A 24,976-nucleotide genomic window follows, 5' to 3' on the forward strand; every position below is an offset into this window, starting at 1 on the left:
TTGAATGATAAAAAAATAACAAAATATATTCCGAAAAACAAAAGGAGGAAGAAAAGATGGGTGCAAAAAAATGGAAAGGGAAAGAACTGTATCCGCATTTGTTTTCCCCGCTTCGCATTGGGAATATCCGAATGAAAAACCGGATCATCGCAGCGCCGACCAGTCCGAGCATGATCACGACGGAGGGACATTTTACGCCGGAAATGATCGCTTATCTGGAAGAGAAAGCAAAAGGCGGCGCGGGTGTTGTCACATATGGAGAGGCGATCGTACATTCTGCGACAGGAAAATCACATAACAAGCAGCTGCAATTGGATTCTTTTGGTGTGAAACAGGGAATGGCACAGGCGGCGCGCGCGATCCACAACGCAGGAGCATACGCCAACATCCAGCTTTCCCACGGAGGAAAATACGGCGGACTTGCCAGCGTTGGCGGCGATCAGGATCGCTGTGATATTGCATACGGTCCGAGCCATGAGAGGACTCCGGCAGGAGAAGTACAGGAAATGCCGAAGGAATTGATCTTGGAAATTGTAGAATCTTACAAAAAAGCAGGAAAGTTGTGTAAAGACTGCGGATTTGATATGGTACAGGTTCATGCGGCTCATGGATGGCTGTTCTCCCAGTTCTTATCTCCTGTGTTCAACCAGAGAACCGATGAGTTCGGCGGAAGTCTGGAGAACCGGGCACGTTTTCTTATGATGGCGCTGGATGCAGTGCGCGAGGGCGTGGGACCGGAATTCCCGATCGAGATCCGTCTTTCCGGAGACGATCTGACCGAAAGCGGACTTGGACTTGCGGATTGTGTCGAAGTGGCAAAAATGGTGGATGATAAAGTCGATCTGATCAACGTATCCTGTGGAAATCACGAAGATCCGGATATGTTCTGCAGAACCCATCCATCCGCATTTTATCCGCGCGGAGTCAATGTATATCTGGCGGCAGAGATCAAAAAGCATGTGAAGACTCCGGTTGCCTGTGTCGGTTCTCTGAACGATCCGGCTCAGATGGAGGAGATCATCGCATCCGGTCAGGCAGACGTTGTGGAAATCGGACGTGCGATCCTTGCAGATCCATATCTGCCGGAAAAAGCACTGTGCGGCTGTGCGGATGACATTACGCCGTGTCTGCGCTGCTACGAATGTTTTGGTGAGACCGGAAAGAGCGAGACAGTCAAATGTTCCGTCAATCCGACAATGGGACAGCAGCTTCCGGAGAAATATGGCAGAGCGGAAGCACCGGTCAAAAAACGGGTTCTGATCGTAGGAGGCGGTCCGGCTGGAATGCAGGCGGCGCTTACAGCGGCAGCAAGAGGACATCAGGTGACACTGGCAGAAAAGGCTGATTGCCTCGGCGGAAATCTGTATGCGGCTTCGGCTCCTTATTTCAAGAAAGACATTGCGGATTTCTGCGAAGTGATGAAAAAACGTGTTGAGAGAGCGGCAGTGGAAGTACGGCTGAATACGGAAGTGACGCCGGAATTTGTCGAGGCGTTTGATCCGGACGCATTGATCGTGGCGATCGGCTCCAAAGAACTGGTTCCGGGAATCAAAGGGATTGACGGGGCAAATGTGGTGATGGCGGCAGATGCAGAACTTCACCCGGAAAAACTCGGAAAACGTGTAGCGATCATGGGCGGAGGTCTTGTCGGAACAGAAGCGGCGGTATCTTTTGCTCATGAGGGTAAAACGTGCGCCGTGATCGAGATGCGCGATCAGGTTGCGGCAGATGCCAACTCTTTCTATCGTGGCGGATTGATGCCGGAAGTAGAAAAATCGGCAGAAATCTATACCAATACAACGGTAAAAGAAGTAACAGAAAACGGTGTTCTTTGCGAACGTGACGGAGAAGAACTTCTGATCGAAGCGGACAGCGTTGTATGTGCGCTTGGTTATCGCTCCGAGTACGATAAGGTAGATGCACTTTGTGAAAAAGTAGACGAATCTTATGTGATCGGTGACTGCAGCAAAGTCGGACTGATCTATCATGCGGTAAATCAGGGATATTATACGGCGGTACGGTTGTAAGAAAACAGAATAGCACTTCGAGTGAGATTATAAATGCGGAAGCATCAGAAAATCAATAAATTTTCTGATGCTTTTTTCTGTATTGCAAAGGGGTTATCCCATATTGCTTTTTAAACGTATTTTGAAAATAGGATTGATTAGAAAAACAAAGGTAATTACTGATTTCAGAAAGTGTCTTTTCACTATAAACAAGAAGACTTTTCGCTTCTTCCAATTTGCAGCGCATAATATATGCATTTATGTGAATTCCTAATTCGGATTTAAAGCGTTTCATAATATAGGAGCTGCTTCGGTTTATTTGGGCAGCGACGTCTTCAATATGGATCGACTCGTTTGTGTGTGTGCGAATATAATTCATACACAAATAGACCTCGGAAGAGATACCGGCAGGGATTTTTTGTTCACCGGCTCTCTGGCAAAAGTCGAGAAGCATTGTATATTGCAATCGATTGATTGAGTCGATTGACTGCAGCAATTCGCATTCTTGAACATATTCATCAATAAGCTGATAGGTTTTTTCAATATTCACGCCTCCGGGAATGGCGCCGATTAAAGCGACTTTTGAAATTAAACTGATAAATGTATTTTTCGCATGACGCAACGGACTGGAGGAAAGCTTGCCACTGTACCAAAGCGACTGGGAAGAAAACAAAAAATTCTTCAATTCTTCGGGGGTTCCATTACGCACAAGTTCACAGAGCTGCAATTCATAAGCGTAGGAAGTATGAAAATGTTCATTTTCCAGATTTTCGCAATGATGTTTCAATTCTGCCTGTGAGCGAAGCAGCAAATTTTTTTCATCTTCTTCAAATAAATCTTCCGGAGTGATACAGTGATCGTTTAGGCAAAGGTGAAGCAAAGAAAGATTTTCAAGTAACTGGATATGGCTGATCTTCGGTAAGCTGTACAGAAGATCTGACAGCGCTTCTTTATATTGCAGAGGAATCATCTGCTCATGCATAAATTGCCGGATTAATTCGTCAGAAATCGACAGGTTAAAAATAGGACCGAGGATAAGATCAAGATCAGTATTTTCAATTTCGATATGTCCATATTCGAGGTCTGGCGAGAGAATACAGATTTCCGGATTTCTAGAGGGAGGAAATAAAGGAAATTTTTTTTCTAACGGTATGGATAAGGCTTCCGAAATTGAAGAATAGACAGGGACTGAATTTTCCAGCAGGCTGACAGGAATGTGGGTAACATTAAAATAGCTTCGACAAAAATGAATGTAGTCCATAAAAACTCCTTTTACTCGATGAAAGTACTCTTTTATAAAAATTATAATGAATAAAAGAATCAATTTCAATACTGTATTTTATAATTTTGAGTTATATTTTACAATAATTGACGGCTTAGACATGATAGTCTGTTCTATGTGATAAAAGAGAGGTTTATCATAAAACAACGTTGTTAAATTATCTGAAATAAAATGTACCTTGAAAATTACATACGGACGAAGAAAAATGATGAGGAGGAAGAGGGAATATGAAAAAAAATATTCAAATCCACAAAGCGATACCGAATCAAGGCGTTTTAAATTATTCCCATTTATTAGATGCGCCGGCGGGAAAACATGGATTTGTGCAGACGAAACATGGGCATTTGTTTTTTGAAGATGGAACAAGGGCTAAATTTCTGGGATTTAATGTTGCGGCAAGGGCGAATACACCAACCCATGAAACCGCAGAAAAACTTGCTGAACGTTTTGCAAGCATGGGAGTAAATATTATAAGACTTCATGCGGCAGATGCACCGATTACGGATGAGGCAAGAAGCTGGTCAAGCTGCAGAGTTGCCCCGCTATTAGACTATGATCGGGGAAATGGGAGAAATTTCCATCCGGAAGGTTTGGATCGTTTTGATTATTTTATTGCAAAGCTGAAAGAAAAAGGGATTTATTTGCATATAGATTTGATCGTTGCAAGAGATTTTACACAGGAAGACGGATTAAATTATCCGGGGAACCCCGGTTCATGTTTAAAAAGATACCCGATGTATGATTCTCGAATGATCGAACTTCAAAAAGAATATGCGAAGCAATTATTATGTCATGTAAATCCATATACGGGACTTGCGTTGATCGATGATCCGGCGGTAGTGACCGTTCAGATCAATAATGAGGAATCTGCGATCAAAGGAGCGCAGGAGGCAGATGCGAGAGAAGAAATGCAGCCGTATCGGGAAGAAGTTCAACGGCGGTTCAATGACTTTCTGCTTATGAAATATTATACAAGAGAACGATTAAAAGAGGCGTGGACTTATGAAGGGAAATGTGCTCTTGGGGAAGAGGAAGATCCAAAGCAAGGGACCGTTCGTGTTATAGAGGGCAGTTTTGTCCAGCCGGCAAATGATCCGATGGGAGAATGGGAGGATTTTTCAGGTCCGGCACGATACGCAGATTTTATGGAATTTGGAATCTGGATGAATCGTAATTTCTATAAAATGATGAAAGATTATCTGCATTCCCTTGGGGTAAAAGTCCCGATTGTTACCAGTAATTTATTAGGCGGAGCGGCGGACGTCTACGGGCATATTGACGGCGATATAATGGAAAATAACAGCTATTTTAATCATCCGCTTTTGCCGATCCAAAATAATACCTATTTAGTGCCGGGACCAACGGAATACGTATCAGTTCATCCGCTTACGGTACAAAAAGGAATCGGATCGATGGCTACAACGCTTTTGAATATGGCGTCACTTGCAATCGTCGAGGGAAAACCATTTATGTTGAGCGAGTGGAACGAATATGGAGAACATCCTTTCCATTCAACCGCTTTTGTACATACAATCGCTTACGCTTGTCTAAACGATTGGGATGGATTGATCTTGTATAATCATCATACATCGGAAAACTGGGACGATCAGCCTTCCGATGAAATATGGAATGTATTTGACGTGTATAATGATCCGGCGGTGATATGCCAATGGGGATTTATGGCTTCGGTTTTTCTGAAAGGGCTGATCGGAAAGGCAAAACACAAAGTTGATATTGTGTATACCCAAAATGATCTCCAAACACTTCCAAACTATCATGGAATGCCGAGCACATTCTTCCCGTATATTATGGAAATGCGGAATGTATTTTTAGACGGGGGAGAAAAATATCAAGGTGATGCGGATCTTGCGGTAAATGCAGGATTTTTGAACGGAGCGGATCTTAGTGAGGCAAAGCATGGCGTGTACTATGCATGGTCTAAATACCGGGATGCGATGCGAAAATATTACGATGGAGACCGGTTGGAAAAAAGAGCTGTAAAGGGGACGGAAACGGATCCGGGAGTTTTTGTCGGTGAAAAAGAACTGGTATTTACGGAAATTGAAAAAATAGCAGGTGAAGGCGATTACCGCCAATTTGCTAAATATGTAGATGACGCAATGAAAAGCTGGAATATTTTGGAGCAGGATGCAGGGTATCTGGAAGGAAAACTGGTGTCGGATACGAAAGAAATTATATTTGATCCGGAGAAATCAAAATTTCAGATCAAAACTCCGTTTTGCAGTTATTTCAGCGGAAAGCCGGATGCAGAAATAGAAGTGTCGGATAAGTTGAAAATCCATGCCCAAAACGAGCGGATTTCCATCTCTTGTCTTCCGATGAATACGCCTTGCATGGATAAGGCGGCAGATTTTATTTTGACTGCATTGGGAACGACGGGGATGGATCAGACAATCTACAAACAAGGACCGGTAATGATGGGGATTCCGTTTACAGAATGTGTTTTTCAGGGAAAACTTTTCGCAGAAACACTGGAAGGTGTGATTTTGGTAAAGGCAAAAAGAGCGAGATTGAGGATTTTAGATCCGATTGGAAATGTATTATCTGAAAAAACAGAAGAAAGTGCAGAGAATAATGTGGAGTTTCATTTAGACGGAACCGCAGCCGGTGTTCAATATCAACTGACCATTGAAGCATAAAAGGAGCGTGAGAAGAAATGGGGAAAACGAAAGAATTAGGATTGGATAAAAACGGAGTCCAAAAGGTGATGAGAAAAAGAGATTATCTGGCAGATGCAGGCGGACAGATGGGATTAAATCTGGTTGCCAATCTGGTGGGACAGCTCACGTATTTTTATACAGATAAAGTGGGCTTGGCAGTAGGCGGAATCGGAATTATTATGATGATCGCGAAAATAATCGACGCGATCACGGATGTATGGTTTGGAAACATTATCGATCATTCAAAAGGCGGAAATAGAAAGTATTATAAATGGGTTGCACAAATGATGGTTCCATTTGCAATCGTGATCGTGATGTTGTTCACTGTTCCGATAAAAGCGGGACAGCTGCCTGCGTTGATCTATGCGTGTGTTACGAATATTTTACTTACGGCAGTGTGCATGACGCTGATCGGGACACCGCTTGCGGCAGTGATGGTAATTCGTACAAACAGTCAGAGTGAAAGAGAGACGATGGGAATCTTCCGGGCAGTATTTACCTATATGTCAGGTATGATCATAGCGATTGTGACGATACCGGTTACGAATATGCTTGGAGGAAATCAAAATGCATGGATCAAATATGGTGTGATCATTGCTTTAGTCGTATTATTACTGTTGTCTGTTTGTTATTTAAACGGACGGAATGCAAAGATGGCAAATGTCCGGCAGGAAGAACAGGGAGGAGAAGTGGAAGAGGAGGAAAATGTGCCGTTAAAAGAAGCATTATCTTGTCTCTTCCGAAACAAATATTGGGTGATTGTCCTGCTGTTTAATTTGATCACACAGGTAACGAACTCCTTAGCGGGAACGGCAGGAACGTATTATTGCAAATGGATCTTCGGAAATGACAATCTGGTTGCGATGATCGGAGGATTGGGGATGCTTGCGACTGTTCTGGGGTTTGCAATGTCGAAAACGATCATAGCAAAACTAGGTGTACGAAAGACCGTTCTGGTAAGTTTAATGGGCGCGGCACTGACGGCAGGGATCAGATGCATTGTTCCGGCCAATTTTACACTTTATGTAGCAACAAGTCTTTTGGGAAGTTTTGTACAGATTCCAATGATGTGTTTATATGGAGTGCTTCTTGCGATGGCAGTGGATTATAATGAATATAAATACGAGAAAAAAATGGTTGCGGTTTCATCGGGCGCAATCGGAATCGGTACAAAAATCGGCTCCGGAATCGGATCGATTATTTTATCGATATGTCTTGCTCTAGCAGCGTATGATGCCACTTTAAGTGTAGCGACACCATCTATGCGGTATGGTATTTATGCATTTTCTAACTACCTTCCGTTAGTGATCAATTTGATTATGTTTTTTATTTTCAGAAAATTTGATTTGGAAGAGAAACTTCCTAAAATTCAAGAAGAATTAAAAAGAAGAAGAGAAAAGAACGCATAGAAAATGGGGGAGAAATCCCCCATTTTTCTGAATAAATAATTGCGAAAACAAGAAGAAATGGTACAATATATACTTAGATACTGAGAAATCAAGACAAAATGGAGGCAGCTTATTCGATGAATGGCATACGGATTTCTTTACGAGGTAAAATTATTTTTACAGTAATCGGAATTACATTACCGGTGATTTTATTGTTGTTTTTTCTGAATACATATGCAATAAAAAAGAGTGAACAGCAGATTTATCATAATATACAAAGTATATTGGACGTTCATGTTAAAGAGCTGGAAGCAGAATTGAATAAGGCATCCGGGATTTTGATAAAAGAAAGTATAAAAAAGGGAAGTATTTACGATTTTTCTTCTTTTGATCCGGAACGAAAATATCAGGCTATAATGAATTATCAGCAGGAAAACAAAGAGAGGATGCAAGGGTTTCATTCGTTGGAGGGACAGATTGCATATTCTCCGAAAAATGAAAATTCTATTGTTTTATTTAATGATTATGGCTCGGATTACAAAATGAGAAGAAGTGTGTTTGAATATGTGCGTGATCATATGGGAGAGCTTACAGAACTAAACGGACAATGGAGGACGTATCGAATCGGAGATGAATGGATATTATTGAGCGCTGCCGGAAATGAGAATATCATTTTTTGTTTCTGGACCACATATGACGTTCTGATGAAACCGGTACAGGGATGGGAGTTACCGGTAGAAAGTAAATTTTGTTTTACAGGGAAGGAAGGACAGATTTATACAAAATTAGAGGATGAAGAGTTGGAAAATCTGCCTTATGACGGCGCGTTAAATGATTTTTATTTTGCCGGAAACCGGAATAAGTATTTAATAAGCGGAATCGAATCAGCAATCGGAGATTTTCGTTTGATGAATGTGGTGGAGAAAAAAGCATGTATCGGTCTTTTGGGATATATGCAGATCGTAATTACAGTGATTTTATTTCTCGTTTTAGGAGTTGGGATTCCATTTATTATCCATATACTAAATAAAAGTATATTTGCTCCGGTTGACAAAATTTTAAATGGGATTACGGAAGTTGAGAAAGGAAATTTAAGTGTCCGGATAGAAAATCAAAATTCAAGTAAAGAAATGGAACATTTAATCGATTCCTTCAATGAAATGGTAGGAGAGATCCACAATCTGAAAATCGATTCTTATGAAGAAAGTTTAGAGCGAAAACAGTTGGAACTTGATTATATGAATCTGCAAATGAAACCTCATTTTTATCTGAACGCATTGAATGTGATCAGTGTGACTGCGCAAGTAGGAGATACGGAGATGGTGAACCGGATCACCAAGCATTTGGCGCAGTATATGCGGTATATTATGGGAAGCAGAAAAAAGTATGTATCGGTAAAGGAAGAATTACTTCATGTCAGTCATTACTTGAAAATTATGGAAATAAGAATGGGGGAAGACTGCCATTATGAGGAAAAGGTAGATCCGGAATTGCTGGATATAAAGATTCCCCCGTTGATGATACAGACTTTATTGGAAAATTCTATGAAATACGCGCTTGATGTATATGGAAAAACGATTATTTCATTAACAATAAAAAAAGAGGGCGACAGGGCACTGATCCAAGTGAAAGATAATGGAAACGGATATTCAAAAGAGTATCTTGAACGATATAATAAGCGATTGGAAGCCGAGGGGAATCATATCGGGATTATGAATTTGCGGAGCAGGCTGGAGATGATGTATGGGGAAGACGCATCGATTCATTTGTATAATTTAGAGCCGAAAGGCGCATGTACGGAGATTCGGATTAAACTGTAAGGATAAGAGGGGTGGAAATATGAAGTTATTGATCGTGGATGATGAAATTTATATAGTACGCGCATTGCAAAAAAATATCGCATGGAATGAGATGGATATTGATCATATATATAGTGCCTTCAATGTGGAAAAAGCAAAAGAGATCCTTCAGAAGGAAGAAATAGATATTATCATTACAGATATAGAGATGCCGAGAACGTCCGGTTTAGATTTGCTGGAATGGATCAGAGAAAGCGGATATACATGTAAAGCGGTTTGTTTGACATGTCACGATGAATTTAAATATGCTCAAAGAGCGATGCGGTGTCAGGTTGATGATTATATTTTAAAGCCGATTGATTTTCAAAAGCTTAGAGAAATCGTGGAAGGGCTGGTTCTAAAGATTAAAAAGGAAAGATTGGATAAGAAAGAACAAGAACGAGGCGGACTTTGGAAGCGAAATAAAAGAAAAGTAGAAACTGATTTCTGGAAGGAATTATTACTGAGTAAAACTACATCGGATTTAGAAAAACTGTCTCAGGAAGCTTCGTATATCGGCATCGAGTGGGATTATAATCAGCAGTTTCAATTGATTCTTTTTTCTGTAAAGAAAATATGCAAAAGAAAACAAGAATGGGAAGAGAGTACAGGACTGATGCAATATATTTTGGATAATATTGCGAAAGAAACCTATTTAACCGAAAAAACAAAAAATATGAGCGGCTGGATAGACGACTCTCATTTATGGGTAATTGTTCCGGTAGAAAATACGATTGATTTAGAAGAAAAAATGAAAAAATATTTGGATTCCTGCGAGAGAATTGCCGGAGCTAAAATGGTGGCATATACAGATGAAATCTGTTATGGAGAAGAATTGTATTTGAGCTATATAAAGCTAATGCAGCTTGACCGGGAAAACGTTTCTTTGGAGAGTGGAATTTTTGAGGAAGGAAGATCCGTAGAAGACAAGGATCAGTGGGAAATGTTTTATCATAAAATGAGACGTCTGTTTCATGAAAAAAATTTCCCGGAAATCAAAAATCTTGTAGAGCAGTCGTGGAGTCCTGCTCCGTATATTCAATTAAAAGAACTTATATTAAATGTTTGTAAATGCGAATATGAAATTTATAGATTTTTAGAAGAAAACAGTATTTCAGAAGAAATGTTTTGGGACGAGGAGTTATTGGGACTATTGGAACAGGCGCTGCATTCTTCAGCAAAATATGTAGAATTTCTGAAAAAATCTGTCTGCAAAATAGAAAGGATCTATCAGTCTAAGAAAGAAGAAAAAGGTGTGATTTTGGAAATCCAGGAGTATATAAAAAAGCATGTGGAAGAAAGAATCAGCAGAGAGGAAATCGCGAAGGCAGTAAATTTTTCTGTCGATTATATTTCAAAGATTTATAAAAAAGAGACGGGAGAATCTCTTAGCGAATATATCATGGAACAAAAAATAGAACAGGCAAAGGAGTGGATACAACAAGAGAACGATACGATCGGGAATATAGCGACCAAACTTGGTTACAGCAGTTTTTCCTATTTTTCAGAAGTTTTCCGCAGATTCACAGGTGTTTTGCCAAGTGAATATAAACGTATATGCAGAACAGAATAATAGTAAATGTTCTTTTTAGTGATAAAAAGAAAAAATGATCGATAAAAGTCCGGCTGAATAAAGAAAATAAGCCGGACTTTTCGTCTTATATGTAGTGAGTCTGAACGGAAAAGAGAGAGAAAAAAAGTAAAAATATGGTTACAATGAAGTTACATACAAAGAGTAATAAGGACAAGGGAGGTCACAGGAAAATGAAAAGAAAAAAATTAATCGCGCTTGGATTATCATTGATGATGGTCATGGGAACTGTTTTAACCGGATGCGGATCCAAAGCAGAAGAGGGAAAAACAGACAGTGGAAAAGAAGCAGGGGAGACCGAAGAAATTGTATTCGCCTTTCATATGGGAAAGACAGTCGATCTGGAACCGATCGAAGAGAAGCTGAATGAAATTCTGGTACCGGAAATCAATGTAAAAGTTGATCTGCAAGGATATAGCTGGTCAAATTACGATACCCAGATCAGTTTGATGCAGTCCGGCGGAGAGCAGATCGATGTATTTGGAATGTGTCCGAATTTTAGTACATATTTAACAAATGGACAGCTTATGCCGATGAGTGATCTGCTGGATGAGTATGGTGCGGAAACGAAGGAAATAATCGGCGAGGAGTTTTTAAAAAGTACATCAAAAGCAGGCGAAGTTTATGCATTGCCGGAACACGGACCCAAAACAGACGTTTTAGGACTGGTGATCCGCAAAGATCTTGTTGAGGAATTAAATCTTCCGGTAGATGAAATCGTAGAGGCGGAAAATTTTGAAGAATATACAAAAAATATGGATGTAATGACCGAGATGTTTTCCAAAATCTATCAGGCACATCCGGAATTATCTCTTGTTCCAAGTTCACAGAATCCGGCTTCTTATAGGGTGACAAGCGTTCCGTTTGCAGATTCTCTTGGTGACGATCTGGTTTCTTTGATGCCAGGGGATGAGGAAACATTTGTAAATCTGTATGGAACGGAAGAATTTAAACAACTGGCAGAATATCTGTACGGCTGGAATCAGGAAGGATTTATTTTAGAGGATGCAATGACGACACAGGAATCTGCCGACACTTACCTGAAAAACGGACGGGCGTTTGGGTATTTTGAACTTGGTTCACAAGAACAGATAATGGAAAGTAAAATAGAGAAAACAACTGGTTATGAAGTAATATACAAAAAGCTGACGGCGCCGTTCATTACAACAAATCGAGTGAATAACGCTTCGTTCGGAATTTCTGTGACATCAGAACATCCGGATGCATCCATGAAATTTTTAAATGAGATGTTCACCAATGCAGACGTAATGAATCTGTTAGTATATGGAATTGAAGGCGTTCACTGGGAAGAAAAAGAAGATGGACTGATCGGATACCCGGAAGGTGTGAATGCGGATAATTCCACATATGACTTGGGTATGGACTGGTATTTTGGAAATAGATTTTTAGCAAAGACATGGGAAGGTAACGTTCCGCTGGATGTAAAGACAGAAGAGGAAGCAAATAAAGAAGCGAAAGTTTCCCCGGCATTGGGATTTGCGTTTGATTCAACTCCTGTTTCTACGGAAATCGCAACGATTGGAAATGTAACAAGCCAATATTTACCGGGAATTTTGTGCGGATTTCTTGATCCGGAAACAGAAATTCCAAAATTCTTAGATGCACTGGAAGACGCAGGGATGGAAAAACTTGTAGAAGAAAAGCAGACGCAATATGACACATGGCGGGCAGAAAACAAATGATCGCATCAGGTGAAGGGAAGAAGGAGTAACGATGAGCAGAACAAAAAAGAAACCACTGCAAAAACAATGGCCTTTTTACATCATGATGATCCCCGGTTTAGTGTATTTATTGATCAATAATTACGGACCGATGCTCGGAATGTTCATTGCATTTAAAAAAGTAGATTATGGATTGGGAATTTTTAAAAGTCCATGGGTAGGATTTGAAAATTTCAAGTATTTGTTTAAAACAGATGCGGCCTTTATCATGACACGAAATACCATACTTTATAATCTTGTATTTATCGTGTTGGGAACGGTACTTGGAATTGCAGTGGGCATTATGCTGAGCGAATTGCGGAAGAAAGCAGAGACAAAATTCTTTCAGACAGTAATTTTATTACCGTATTTACTGTCATGGGTTATATGCGCTTATATCGGCTACGCGTTTTTGAGTAAAGATACGGGACTGATCAATAATTTTTTGAACAGTCTCGGACTGGAAGCCGTGGATTGGTATAACGATCCGGGAAAATGGACGGTTATATTGGTGTTAGTAAACATTTGGAAGGGAATCGGTTATACATCAATTATTTATATGTCAACGATTATCGGAATTGACAAATCGCTGTATGAGGCGGCGAGAGTTGACGGTGCATCGAAATGGCAGGAAATCAAACTTATTACACTTCCATGTTTAAAAAGTACGATCATTATGCTGACAATCATGAATATCGGACGAATTTTTTATTCGGATTTTGGACTTTTTTATCAGATACCTTTGAATTCAGGAACACTTTATCCTACAACACAGACAATTGATACCTATGTGTATCGTGCGTTAATGCAGCAAAATCAGATTGGTATGTCAGCGGCAGCAGGTTTATATCAATCAATCGTCGGATTTATTATGGTTTTAGCGGCAAATACGATCGTGCGTAAATTAAGTCCGGATGATGCAATGTTTTAGGAGGAAAAAATGTCGAATATATACGGAAAAGGAGAGAAAGTATTTCAAATTATCATACACGTGATTTTGATTATTTTTGCACTGGCGGCAATATTGCCGTTATTGATTTTGGTTATGGGATCGATAACAAATGAAAGCGAATTGATTCAGAGCGGATATACTTTTTTTCCTAAAAATATTGATTTTACTTCTTATAAATATTTATTTCAAAAAGCGCCGGAAATATTGAGAGCATACGGAGTGACATTATTTATTACGGTTTTCGGAACAGCATTGAGCTTGTTTATCACACCATTGCTGGCGTATCCGCTTTCGCGTAAAGATTTTAAAAACAGACAGATTTTTTCGTTTATTGTATTTTTTACGATGCTGTTTAACGGAGGAATTGTTCCGTCATATATCATGTGGACACAGATTTTTCACTTGAAAAATACGATATGGTCTTTGATATTTCCCAATTTATTGATGAATGGATTTAATGTCGTGTTAATGAAAAATTATTTCGCGCAGAACATACCGACAGAATTGATCGAAGCAGCGAAGGTTGACGGTGAAAATGAATTCGGGATTTATTTCAAAATCGTGCTGCCACTGGCATTGCCGGTTATGGCAACGGTTGGACTTTTTGTTGGAATCGGTTATTGGAACGATTGGACCAACGGATTGTACTATGTGAATCAACCTGAATTATACAGCTTGCAAAATTATTTGAACCGGATTATGCAGGATGTACAATTTATGATGTCAAATGCCCAGATCGGCGGCGGACAGATGGCAGCAAGCTTCCCGTCCACAGGAATACGAATGGCAATTTCAGTAATAGGTATTATCCCGATCATGGTGTTATATCCATTTTTCCAAAAGTATTTTGTAAAGGGGATTACGGTCGGAGCTGTGAAAGGCTGATGCGGTAATAGTAAATCATACATAGAAATGATACAAAAAACAACGATTTCATATAAAAATCGTTGCTTTTTGTATATAAGAAGCAAGGAAAGGAATCGTGAGAAATGAAGAGTTATGAATTTAAAGACAGCGGAAAAACTTGTGCAATCTATGACTCCAAGCCGCCGAGATATTGGTTTAATTATTTATGGAATGAACAGGGATATTGCGCGCAGGTATCGCAGATGGGACATGGGCGCAGTTATTATATTAATGAAAAGGCTGATATGTGCATGATCAATAATAATGATGCCAGATATATCTACATACGGGATGAAGACAGCGGGGAATGCTGGAATATAGGAGAAGGCCCATTAAATAAGAGCGTTGATAAATATTGCTGCGAACATAAAATCGGATCTACGAAGATCGGATCGGAGTGTGAAGAAATCGAGAGCACATGGGAAATTTTCGTACCGGAACGAGGATTTCATGAGGTATGGGAATTGAAATTGCACAATAAAAGCGGACGGAAACGCGAACTTAGTATTTTTTCTGCCGTAACTTTTGAATTAGAAGGATTTTCGTATCCGAGATATTATGAAATGTATCGTTGTATAGAAACGAGATTTGACGAAGAATTAAATGGGATCTATTGTGCGTCGTCACATCCATTTGCGCCTCATAAAAGATATAATGCATTTCTGGCGTCTTCAGAACCGGTTTTTGCATATGATGGCGAATTGGGAAAATTTTGTGGAGAAAATGGTACAATTACAAAATTAGATGCTTCCGCTTATGCTTTATTTCAGAAACCTAAAATCGTAGTTGAAGGAATGGATTGCACAAATTCGGAAGGCGCTCTGTTTGTACTAGGCGGAGTTTTACAGAATAAAGTGGCATTAGAAGCGAATGAAGAAAAGAAAATTTATTTTATACTGGGAGTATCAGAATCCTTACAAGAGGCCGTAACAGTCAAAGATTACTATAAGGACATACAGGTTGTTGAGACGTGTTTGAAGGAAACGGAGCAATATAATACAGAAAAATATGCATCCTTATCAATGAACACCCCGGATGTGAAAATAAACCATATTATGAATTGGTGGTTGAAAAAACAGATTGATTGTTGCATTGTCGGGAAAAAAGGAGTACGAGACAATTTACAGATTGCAGTAGCGTTACTAAATTACAGACCGGAAAAGGCGAAAGAAGAAATTCTGGAATGCTTGCGGCATCAGTTTAAAGACGGACATGCAGTGCTTACCTGGTATCCTTATGATGATACGCGATATTCGGATCAGCCTTTCTGGATCATTTGGGCAGTGTGTGAATTAGTGAAAGAGACCGGAGATTACGCAATCTTAAATCAAGAAATCGAATGGCAGGATGGCGGGAGCGCTGCGGTTTTAGAACATATAAAAGCGGCGGTTGACCGATTGATTTCAGATAAAGGGAAAAATGGATTGATTCGGATTTATTTTGCAGATTGGAATGATGCGTTGAATATTACGACAGATCCGGAGGCGGAATCTGTGATGCTGTCCCATCAATTTTGTTTGGCCTTGAGGGAATTGAAAAAACTTATGCTTGAAATTGGGGAGACAGAATATGCATTGTTTTTAGATGAAGAATTCCATATTTTGCAAAAACAGATTAATGATGCGGCATGGGACGGAGAATGGTATATGCGGGCATTGAGTGAAAAAGAAAATATCGGCTCCCGATATAGTGAAGGCAGCAAGATTTACTTAAATGCACAGACATGGGCGGTATTGGGAGATGTTGTGGACGAAGAAAAATTACCGGCTTTATTGAAATCCGTAGATAGTATGGAACAAGATTTCGGATTTCCGCTAAATATGCCGCCATATGAATCGTATTCTCCGAACGTAGGACGAATGTCAGGAATGCTGCCGGGGCTTTTTGAAAACGGCGGAATATATTGTCATGCAACAGGTTTTAAGATTTTAATGGACTGCAAATTGGGAAGAGCGAGCAAAGCAATAGAAACTCTAAAAAAAATCATGCCGGACAGCGAAAAAAATCCATCGACGCAGTCGGGAGCAGAACCTTATGTTTTTACAAACTGTTATTCTACACATCCGAAGTATTATGGAAAATCATATTGGTCATGGACAACAGGTACCTCAGCTTGGGCGATGATGGCGCTGTATGAGGGGATACTTGGTGTTAAACGAGATTATAAAGGGTTACGCATTTGTCCCGTATTTCCGAAGCAATGGGAATCCGCAGAGATAACAAGAGCGTTTCGAAATGCAGAATATGAGATACATATAAAAAATTCAAAGGAATTTAAAGAAAAAGAAATATGGGTGGATGGTATGAGAATAGACGGAGATTTACTTCCGGATTATCAAGATCACAAAAAACATATCGTTCAGGTAAATCTTTATTCAGAGCAATGAAAGAAATAGGAGAGAAGTTGATATATGGATAAGGAACAAAATACAAATTGGATATGGGGCGCCGATTGGCAGAGGGACCAGGAAAAAGCGCAAGTAGGATTATTTCGTAAAAAGTTTTTTGTAGAGGATGTTCAACAAGATTTTATTATTCAAATTTCAGCAGAATCCAGATATAAATTATATGTAAACGAGAAGCTTGTTTCGATTGGTCCTGCAAAGGGGGATCGAGAAGTCTGGTTCTTGGATGAAGTAAATATAAAAGGGATGTTGAAGAAAGGAGAGAATATTCTTGCAGCAGAAGTGTTGCATTATCCGGTTAATGGGTGGGGGAATCATAGTATTTTTCGAACAATAACTCCGGGATTGTATATTCAAGAAAAGAGTGGACAAATTACCGCAGATGAAACGTGGAAATGCTTTTTAGTGAGAGATTTTAGAATAGTTTCGGAGTTTCCGTGGTATTCACAACTGCAGATTTTAGAGAAGAAAAGAGGGGACGCACAATTAACCGGATGGAAAAAAAGTGTATATGATGATAGTAAGTGGGACAATGCAAGCTGTTATAAAAAAGATCAGATCAGTCAGCTTGTAAGTCCGGGTAACTTGCAAAAAAGACAGATTCCGCTTATGAATGTCATACCGCGTAAATTTGTGAGCGTTATAAAAAGAACTGAGGAAGACATAAAATTTGATCTTTGGAATCAGTTGTTGAAAGGGAAAAAAGAAATTTGCATTAAACCACATACGCATCAAGTCATCGAAATTGATGCGGGAGAATTGATGTGTGGTTTTATTTCCCTCAGAATGAAACAAGGAAAAGGCTGTGAAATCCGTTTGCTGACAAGTGAAGGGTATGTTTCTGAATTGCCGGAAGAAATAGGTGGATTTGCAAAAAAAGGGGATCGTACAGATTGGGTGCACGGAAAATTGTGTGGATTTACAGATACATATTTTGTGGCGGGAAATGGAAGTGACCAGTTAACAGAGAGTTATGAACCATTCTGGTTTCGAACATTTCGTTATATTCAGCTGGATATTTATACAGCGGACGAACCACTTATATTGACCGGACTGGACTATTGTGAGACAGGGTATCCTCTAGAAGTTATTTCTAAGATAAAAACATCAGACTCATCTTTGGAGGACATATGGGAGATCAGTTTAAGATCGCTGAAACGATGTATGCAAGAAACATATACAGATTGTCCGTTTTATGAACAATTACAATACGCGATGGATGCGAGAAGTCAAATACTATATACATATGCGATTGCCGGAGACGACAGATTGGCAAGGCAGTGTATGAATGATTTTAAAAGATCTCAAAGAGCAGATGGAACATTGAATTCTTGTTATCCGGATACAGAACCAAACGTAATTCCGACATTTTCTATTTATTACATATTGATGATACATGATTTTATGCTCTATTATGGAGATAAAAAATTTATAGCAGAACATCTTGGGTGCATGGACAATATTTTAAATTATTTTGCTGAGCATTTGGAAGAGCGTGGATTGGTTGGAAAAATAGGCGGTAAGCTGACAGAACGCGGATATTGGTCTTTTATTGACTGGGCTCCACAGTGGGAGGAAACAACAGGCATGCCGGATGCGGGTTTGACCGGACCTATAACAATGGAGAGTTTTCTTTATATATATGGATTGATGCATGCGGCGGAGATCATGGAATATATGGAGAGGAAAGATACTGCACGGGAATATAAAAACAGGGCGGAAAATGTGCGTGCTGCAATTAATAAGTTTTGCAGAGATCAGAATGGAGTTTATCTGGATGGACCGGATCTGAAAAAGTATAGTCAACATTGTCAGGTGTTTGCGCTTCTGACAGAAAGTGTATCGATTGAGAAAGGAAGAAAAATACTTTTACAAACGTTGAAGGATACAGAGCGATATGCACCATGTTCCGTAGCGATGGCATTTTATCTTTTTCGTGCATTGGAAATGACAAATCTGTATGAAAAGACAGATTTATTATGGAATACTTGGCGTAAGATGCTGCAAAAACATCTTACGACATGCGTTGAAAATATGGTGGATGAGCGAAGTGATTGTCATGCGTGGGGAGCGGTGATCTTGTATGAGATGCCGGCAGTTATATTAGGCGTGCGCCCGTGCGCACCGGCATATCAAAAAGTGCTGATACATCCGATCCCCGGATATTTAAAATGGGCAGAGGGAGAAGTGGTCACACCGCATGGAAACATAAAGATATTTTGGAAAAAAGAAAAAAATGGGAAAATGGAATTAGAATATGAAATTCCCAAAACGTGTACAGCAGAAGTGATTGTGAAAGAAGGAGAGAGTTATGAAGAACGGATATAAAAATGCAATGCTGCCGCCGGAAAAAAGAGCGGAAATTTTATTAAAAGAAATGTCTTTGGATGAAAAAATGGCACAGGTAAATGGTGTGTTTCCATTTGAGGAGCTTTTTTATGATATGAACGCGATCGATGCGATGACACCATTTGGAATCGGGGAAGTAAGTACGCTTGAAATGCGTCGTTTGGAAAAGTTAGAAGATGTTGCGAAATGGCAAAAAAATGTGCAGGAAATTGTAATGAAAAACAGTCCGCATCACATTCCGGCAATTTTTCATATGGAAGGTTTATGCGGGGCCTTTATTCAGGATGCAACAAGTTTTCCGTCCGGAATAGGAAGAGCATCCGGTTGGGATCCGGAATTAGAAGAACAGATTGCACAAATTGTGAGTAATCAGGAAGCGGTCTGTGGAATTACACATATTCTGGCGCCTGTTTTAGATATTTCAAGAGATTCCAGAATGGGGCGTCAGGGAGAAACCTATGGAGAAGATCCGGTTTTGGCTTCTGCCTTGGGAAGCGCATATACAAAAGGGATTCAAGAAGGTGAAAAAGCGGGAAGGAAGACAGAGAGTGTAGCAAAACATTTTCTGGCATTTCATAACTCTGTGGCCGGAATCCACGGAACACATAGTGATACACCACCCAGATTGTTACAGGAAATCTACGCAAAACCATTCCAGGCAGCAATTTCAGAGGCGGGATTGAAGGGAATTATGCCTTGTTATTGTTCGATCGATGGTGTTCCGGCATCCGCATCTTATGAAATACTGACTAAATTGTTAAGAGAAGATATGGGATTCGACGGGGTATGCATCAGTGATTATGGCGCTGTCGGAAATGTCCATAATGTGCACCATGTTGGTGAAACAGCAGCGGAAGCCGGAGCAATGTGTATGAAAGCAGGAATGGATATAGAGCTTCCGAATACGACCGGCTACAATGCAGAGTTAAAGAAGAAGTTTGAGAATGGAGAAGAAGATATTGCGATATTAGATGCATTGGTATTGCGGGTATTAACTGCAAAATTTCGAATGGGATTATTCGAGCATCCATTTGCTTTGCAGGGAGAAGAACTAAAACAGGCATTTTATAGTAAAGAGGCAAGACAGATTTCTCTTCGTTCGGCAATGGAGTCCCTTGTTTTATTAAAAAATGATGGGACATTGCCGCTAAAAAAGACAATGAAAAAGATTGCAGTGATCGGACCACATGCCAATAGTGCAAGAAAATTTTTTGGCGGATATACTCATATGTGTATGGTTGAATCGACATATGCAATTGAGAATTCTATTGCAGGTGTCAGTGGGTGTAAAAATCCGGAAAATAAGGAAATTGTAGTTGTTCCGGGAACCAATATTCAATCAGATGAAACGGAAGAATTTGATCGTATTTTAAAAGTACAGAAACCGGAATGCAGAAGTTTATTAGAGGAGTTACAAATACAATATCCGGACACGGAATTTATTTATGCATATGGTTATCCGATCGCCGGAGAAGATGAATCCGGTTTTGAAGAAGCCTTACAGGCAATAGAAGAAGCGGATGCGGCGATTTTGACGTTGGGAGGAAAGCATGGAACTTGTTCGATGGCATCGATGGGAGAGGGAATCGATGCAAGCGATATTAATCTTCCGGGATGTCAGGATAAATTTATCTTTGCCGCTTCAAAATTAAAGAAGCCGTTGATCGGAGTACACTTTAATGGACGTCCTATATCCAGCGATGCAGCCGATTGTTATCTTCATGCAATTCTTGAAGCCTGGAATCCTTCTGAGACAGGCGCGGAGGCGATTACAAAGGTTCTGTTCGGAGAGTATAATCCGGGCGGGAAACTGCCGCTGACAGTGGCATACCATGCAGGACAGATACCGATTTATTATAATCATGCAAATGGTTCTGCATGGCATCAAAGCGGCAGCATCGGTTTTGCAAATTACGTTGATCTTCCGCACAGACCAAGGTACTTTTTCGGGCATGGACTTTCTTATACCACGTTTGAGTATAGTGAGTTGAAATTGAATAAAACGGAAGTTGAACCGGAAGAAACGATTTGTATAGAAGCAATGATCAAAAACACCGGAAAAGTAGTGGGAGATGAAGTTGTTCAACTATATTTGGTTGATCGGTATGCAAGTATGACACGACCTGTAAAAGAATTAGCCGGATTTAAAAGAATAACATTACAGCCGGGAGAGGCGAAAAAAGTAATCTTTGAGGTAGAGGCAAGCCAGATGGCATTTTTAGATTTGGAGATGAAGTGGAAAGTTGAAAAGGGAATGATCGGCGTGGAAGTAGGAAGTTCTTCGGAAGATATTAGATTGAACGGAGAGTTTGAAATTAAGAACAGCCGTTGGATTTCAGGAAAAGACAGAGGATTTTATGCGAAAGTAAAAATGGAGAGTGAGACCTTATGAATAAACAGGCAGTTGCAAAAAAAATTGCAGAAGAATCGATGGTATTGTTGAAAAATGAAGAAAATGTACTTCCGTTGGATCTGAATACAACAACTGCAGTTTTTGGAAGGGCACAAATAGATATGATTTATTCGGGAAACGGTTCCGGAGCTGCTTATGTAGAAGGAAAGAAAAATATATTGGAAGCATTGGAAGAGGCGGGAATCAATACAGTTAAAAGTTTGAAGTCCTTCTATTTAAAAAGTATTGAAGAAGATAGGAAAGAACCAAAAGACACGATTGACTGGTCGAAGCTGGAGAAGATGTCGAATTGCGGATGGATGTATGAGATTTTCGGGAAGTATCATGCGCCGGAAAAAGAATTTTCGGTACCGGAAAAATTACTTCAAGATGCCGGCAGACAGACAAAAACAGCAATGATCGTATTAGGACGAAATGCCGGAGGGGAAGAGTGTGACAGACATTTACAAGAAGATTATTATTTGACGGAGTCGGAACAGCAATTAATCGATCAAGTATGCGAAAATTTTTCTACGGTTATTTTAATTTTAAATATAAATGGACTTATAGACCTCTCATGGACAGAAAAAAAGCAGATAAAGGGAATACTGTTTATCGGTATTCCTGGAGAAGAGGGGGCAGGAGCGTTAGCGGATCTTATAGTGGGAAAGGCAAATCCATCCGGAAAACTGCCCTTTACGATTGCAAAGACATATCATGATTATCCGGCATGGAAGGATTTTAGTTGGAATAAAGATGATCCGGGACAGTTGCTTACCTATGAAAGTTATGGACTGGATGCGGCTGAAAACGGAAGTGTGAAATATGAAAAAAGTCCGGTGACGGTTTATCGTGAAAATATATATCTTGGCTATCGATATTTTGATTCTTTTCAGGTAGAACCATTGTTTCCGTTTGGATATGGTTTATCCTATACAGAGTTTTCGGTTCGGTTGGAAAATATTTACACGTCAAATGAAAATATATCTTTAGAAGTTGCAGTAAAAAATACCGGAACCAGAATGGGGAAGGAGGTCGTACAAGTTTACGTATCAAAATGTAAATGCGAAAGCGAGCAAGTATATCAGGAATTGAAAGGATTTGAAAAGACAGAAATTATTCAGCCGGAAGAAGAAACGAGGATATATATAAAAATTCCTTGGGAGGAAATGGCTACTTATGTAGAAGAAAAAGCATCTTATATAATAGAAAAGGGAACTTACTTTTTAAGAGTCGGAACTTCTTCTAAAAAAACAGAACCAATGGTTGAAATTGAATTAAAAGAAGATATTCTGACAGAAAAATGTTCAAATAAGTTAATGCCGCAACCATGTAATCAGGGGAAAGTACCATTTATTGTGGCAAAACAGAAAGAGCAGACATGTACATGTAAATATAAGATAAACTTAGAAAAGGTTGTCGGAAAAAGCCGGGATAAGAAATCACATAAGAAAGATAAAATCGTAACAGAATTAACAATGGAACAGCTTATGGCGTTATGTGTCGGATATGGACCGGGAATTCCTTTTTCAGCATATGCAGAACAACATGATCCTGAAACAATTACAGATTCCAAGGGAAATCCGGTAACAGTGAACAGTCATCCAACAGGTGTAAATGGATATGTATCGCCAGCAATTCCGGAAAAGGGAATTTATTCTGTGTTTTATAAAGATGGTCCGGCAGGAATTGGTGAGATAAGCTGGCCGACAGAAATGTTGATTTCTTGTTCTTTTGATCGAAAATTATGGTATTTGTTTGGCAATGCTGTCGGAGCGGAATGTGAAAAACAAAAAGTTGATGTCTGGTTAGCTCCTGCGGTAAATTTACAGCGAAATCCGTTAGGGGGAAGAAATTTTGAATATTTTTCAGAAGATCCTTTTTTGACAGGAACATGTGCTTGTGAAATTTCGAAAGGGGTTCAGGAAAATCATCGTGTATTGGTGTGCCCGAAACATTTTGCTGTGAATGAACAGGAAACATATCGGAGGGGAAATACAATAAAGAATTATGATGCGGTGGACTCAATCATTACAGAGCGTGCTGCAAGAGAATTATATTTAAAACCGTTTAAAATGTTAGTGCAGGAAGCAGGTATTGTATGTCTGATGACAGCATTTAACAAAATTAATGGGATTTTTTCAGGAGGAAATAAGGATTTGTGTACTGATATTCTGCGGAAAGAGTGGGGATTTCAAGGTGTTGTGGTGACAGATTGGGGGGATATGGACATTGTTGTGGATGGAGCCGATGCAATTGCGGCAGGAAATGATATTATTATGCCGGGCGGTCCACCGGTCATTCAACAGATAAGGAAAGGATATGAAGAAAACAGAATTACAAAAGAAATGTTAGAATGTGCGGTACAGAACTTAGTGTTTATGCTCAAAAAAATAAATAAGTAGTAGAGGGAAATGCATAATGAGGGTATCTTCACGCTGTCTGGTGGATGGCGGGAAGATACCCTTGTTTTTTGTTTGAAATGAAGTTGTATTTGAACAGGGCGGTAGTATATAATGATTTCAAAATACTGCATCTACTTGAAATGAGGAATCAATATGAGTGAACTAAAGAATTTAAAAGGAAAACTGTTGGTGGAACAGGTTGAGGAGGAGCTGTGGGAACTGATCCGGCGGACACCCTATCGTGCAGGGCAGAAACTTCCGAACGAATACCGGTTGTCCGAACAGTTCGGTGTGAGCAGAAGCACCATAAGAGAGGCAATCCGGAGCTTGAGTTCCAAAGGGATTTTGGAAGTGCGGAGAGGATCGGGAACATATGTGGTGGAGGCGATGCTCCCGGAAAATGATCCGCTTGGAATCAAAGATTTTGAAGATAAAGAAGTGATCGCTCTGGATTTGGTAGAGGTACGTCTGATGATAGAACCGGCTATGGCAGAGGCAGCGGCGCGAAACGCAACAGAAACGGAAATCGAAGAATTGAAGCGACTCTGTGATCTTGTGGAAGAAAAGGGGCTTCACGGAGAGAATTATATTGAAGAAGATATTGCATTTCATTGTTATGTGGCGGAATGCTCCAGAAATAAGGTTGTAGAACAGTTGATTCCGATCATCGACACTGCGGTAATGATGTTTGTGAACATTACGCATAAAGGATTGCTGAACGAGACGATCCGCACCCACAGGGAGGTGGTGGATGCGATTGCCGCTCGCGATCCGGTAGGCGCGAGAAATTCGATGCAGATGCATATGACGTATAACAGAAGTTTGATCTTAAAGCAGATCAAAGAAAGAAAATAATATAAAACAAATAATAGAAAGCAAAGTGATTTGTAAAAAGGTGTTTGGCAAAAGTTGTCTGACATCTTTTTTCGCGTTTTTAAGAAAATATGTAAAATTAGTGAAAAATAGACAAGAAAAAGAAGCAAAATGCCGCGAAAAACAAGTTTTATATTGCAAAAAGTAGAACACAAGGTATCCGTCTTGTCTGATAAGTTGGTATATG

General features: G+C 39.8%; 14 protein-coding genes. 13 read left to right on the forward strand and 1 reads right to left on the reverse strand.

Features of this window, described 5'->3' with window-relative positions; translation table 11 throughout:
- Positions 1-56: 56 nt before the first annotated feature.
- Positions 57-2,027: an oxidoreductase gene (locus I2H87_RS01675; protein ID WP_195609176.1), complete on the forward strand. Its 1,971-nt coding sequence runs from the start codon at positions 57-59 to the stop codon at positions 2,025-2,027.
- 52 nt (positions 2,028-2,079) lie between these two features.
- Here the strand turns inward: I2H87_RS01675 and I2H87_RS01680 are convergent, their stop codons facing one another.
- Positions 2,080-3,267: a helix-turn-helix domain-containing protein gene (locus I2H87_RS01680; protein WP_195609177.1), complete on the reverse strand. Its 1,188-nt coding sequence runs from the start codon at positions 3,265-3,267 to the stop codon at positions 2,080-2,082.
- Positions 3,268-3,515: 248 nt separating this feature from the next.
- On the opposite strand from I2H87_RS01680, the gene I2H87_RS01685 reads away from it, so the two are divergent.
- From I2H87_RS01685 to I2H87_RS01740, 12 genes are all read left to right on the forward strand, one after another.
- Positions 3,516-5,948, forward strand: coding sequence for an alpha-amylase family protein (locus I2H87_RS01685; RefSeq protein ID WP_195609178.1), 2,433 nt, complete (start codon positions 3,516-3,518; stop codon positions 5,946-5,948).
- A gap of 17 nt (positions 5,949-5,965) precedes the next feature.
- Positions 5,966-7,378, forward strand: a complete 1,413-nt coding sequence (locus I2H87_RS01690) for an MFS transporter (protein WP_022152401.1) — start codon at positions 5,966-5,968, stop codon at positions 7,376-7,378.
- Between the two features lie 116 nt (positions 7,379-7,494).
- A complete protein-coding gene (locus I2H87_RS01695; RefSeq protein ID WP_022152402.1) occupies positions 7,495-9,177 on the forward strand; it encodes a sensor histidine kinase in 1,683 nt (560 codons plus the stop codon).
- A gap of 19 nt (positions 9,178-9,196) precedes the next feature.
- Complete coding sequence (locus tag I2H87_RS01700; RefSeq protein ID WP_195609179.1) at positions 9,197-10,768, forward strand: response regulator transcription factor; 1,572 nt, start codon at positions 9,197-9,199, stop codon at positions 10,766-10,768.
- Positions 10,769-10,959: 191 nt separating this feature from the next.
- Entirely contained in the window at positions 10,960-12,489 is a 1,530-nt protein-coding gene (locus tag I2H87_RS01705) for an ABC transporter substrate-binding protein (protein ID WP_195609180.1), read from the forward strand.
- A gap of 31 nt (positions 12,490-12,520) precedes the next feature.
- On the forward strand, positions 12,521-13,438 hold the full coding sequence (locus I2H87_RS01710) for an ABC transporter permease (protein WP_022152405.1): 918 nt from the start codon (positions 12,521-12,523) through the stop codon (positions 13,436-13,438).
- Positions 13,439-13,447: 9 nt separating this feature from the next.
- Positions 13,448-14,344, forward strand: coding sequence for a carbohydrate ABC transporter permease (locus I2H87_RS01715; protein ID WP_022152406.1), 897 nt, complete (start codon positions 13,448-13,450; stop codon positions 14,342-14,344).
- A gap of 104 nt (positions 14,345-14,448) precedes the next feature.
- Positions 14,449-16,752: a GH36-type glycosyl hydrolase domain-containing protein gene (locus I2H87_RS01720; RefSeq protein WP_195609181.1), complete on the forward strand. Its 2,304-nt coding sequence runs from the start codon at positions 14,449-14,451 to the stop codon at positions 16,750-16,752.
- 423 nt (positions 16,753-17,175) lie between these two features.
- Positions 17,176-19,098: an alpha-L-rhamnosidase-related protein gene (locus tag I2H87_RS01725; RefSeq protein ID WP_330611410.1), complete on the forward strand. Its 1,923-nt coding sequence runs from the start codon at positions 17,176-17,178 to the stop codon at positions 19,096-19,098.
- A complete protein-coding gene (locus tag I2H87_RS01730; protein WP_195609183.1) occupies positions 19,082-21,511 on the forward strand; it encodes a glycoside hydrolase family 3 N-terminal domain-containing protein in 2,430 nt (809 codons plus the stop codon). Before I2H87_RS01725 ends, I2H87_RS01730 begins: the two co-directional genes overlap by 17 nt.
- 38 nt (positions 21,512-21,549) lie before the next feature.
- On the forward strand, positions 21,550-23,916 hold the full coding sequence (locus I2H87_RS01735; RefSeq protein ID WP_243273857.1) for a glycoside hydrolase family 3 protein: 2,367 nt from the start codon (positions 21,550-21,552) through the stop codon (positions 23,914-23,916).
- Between the two features lie 153 nt (positions 23,917-24,069).
- The gene (locus tag I2H87_RS01740; protein WP_195609185.1) at positions 24,070-24,771 is read left to right on the forward strand and encodes a FadR/GntR family transcriptional regulator; all 702 of its coding nucleotides are present in this window, start codon (positions 24,070-24,072) and stop codon (positions 24,769-24,771) included.
- The last annotated feature ends 205 nt before the right edge of the window (positions 24,772-24,976 follow it).

The organism is Mediterraneibacter glycyrrhizinilyticus, assembly GCF_015560805.1.
GTDB lineage: Bacteria > Bacillota > Clostridia > Lachnospirales > Lachnospiraceae > Schaedlerella > Schaedlerella glycyrrhizinilytica_A.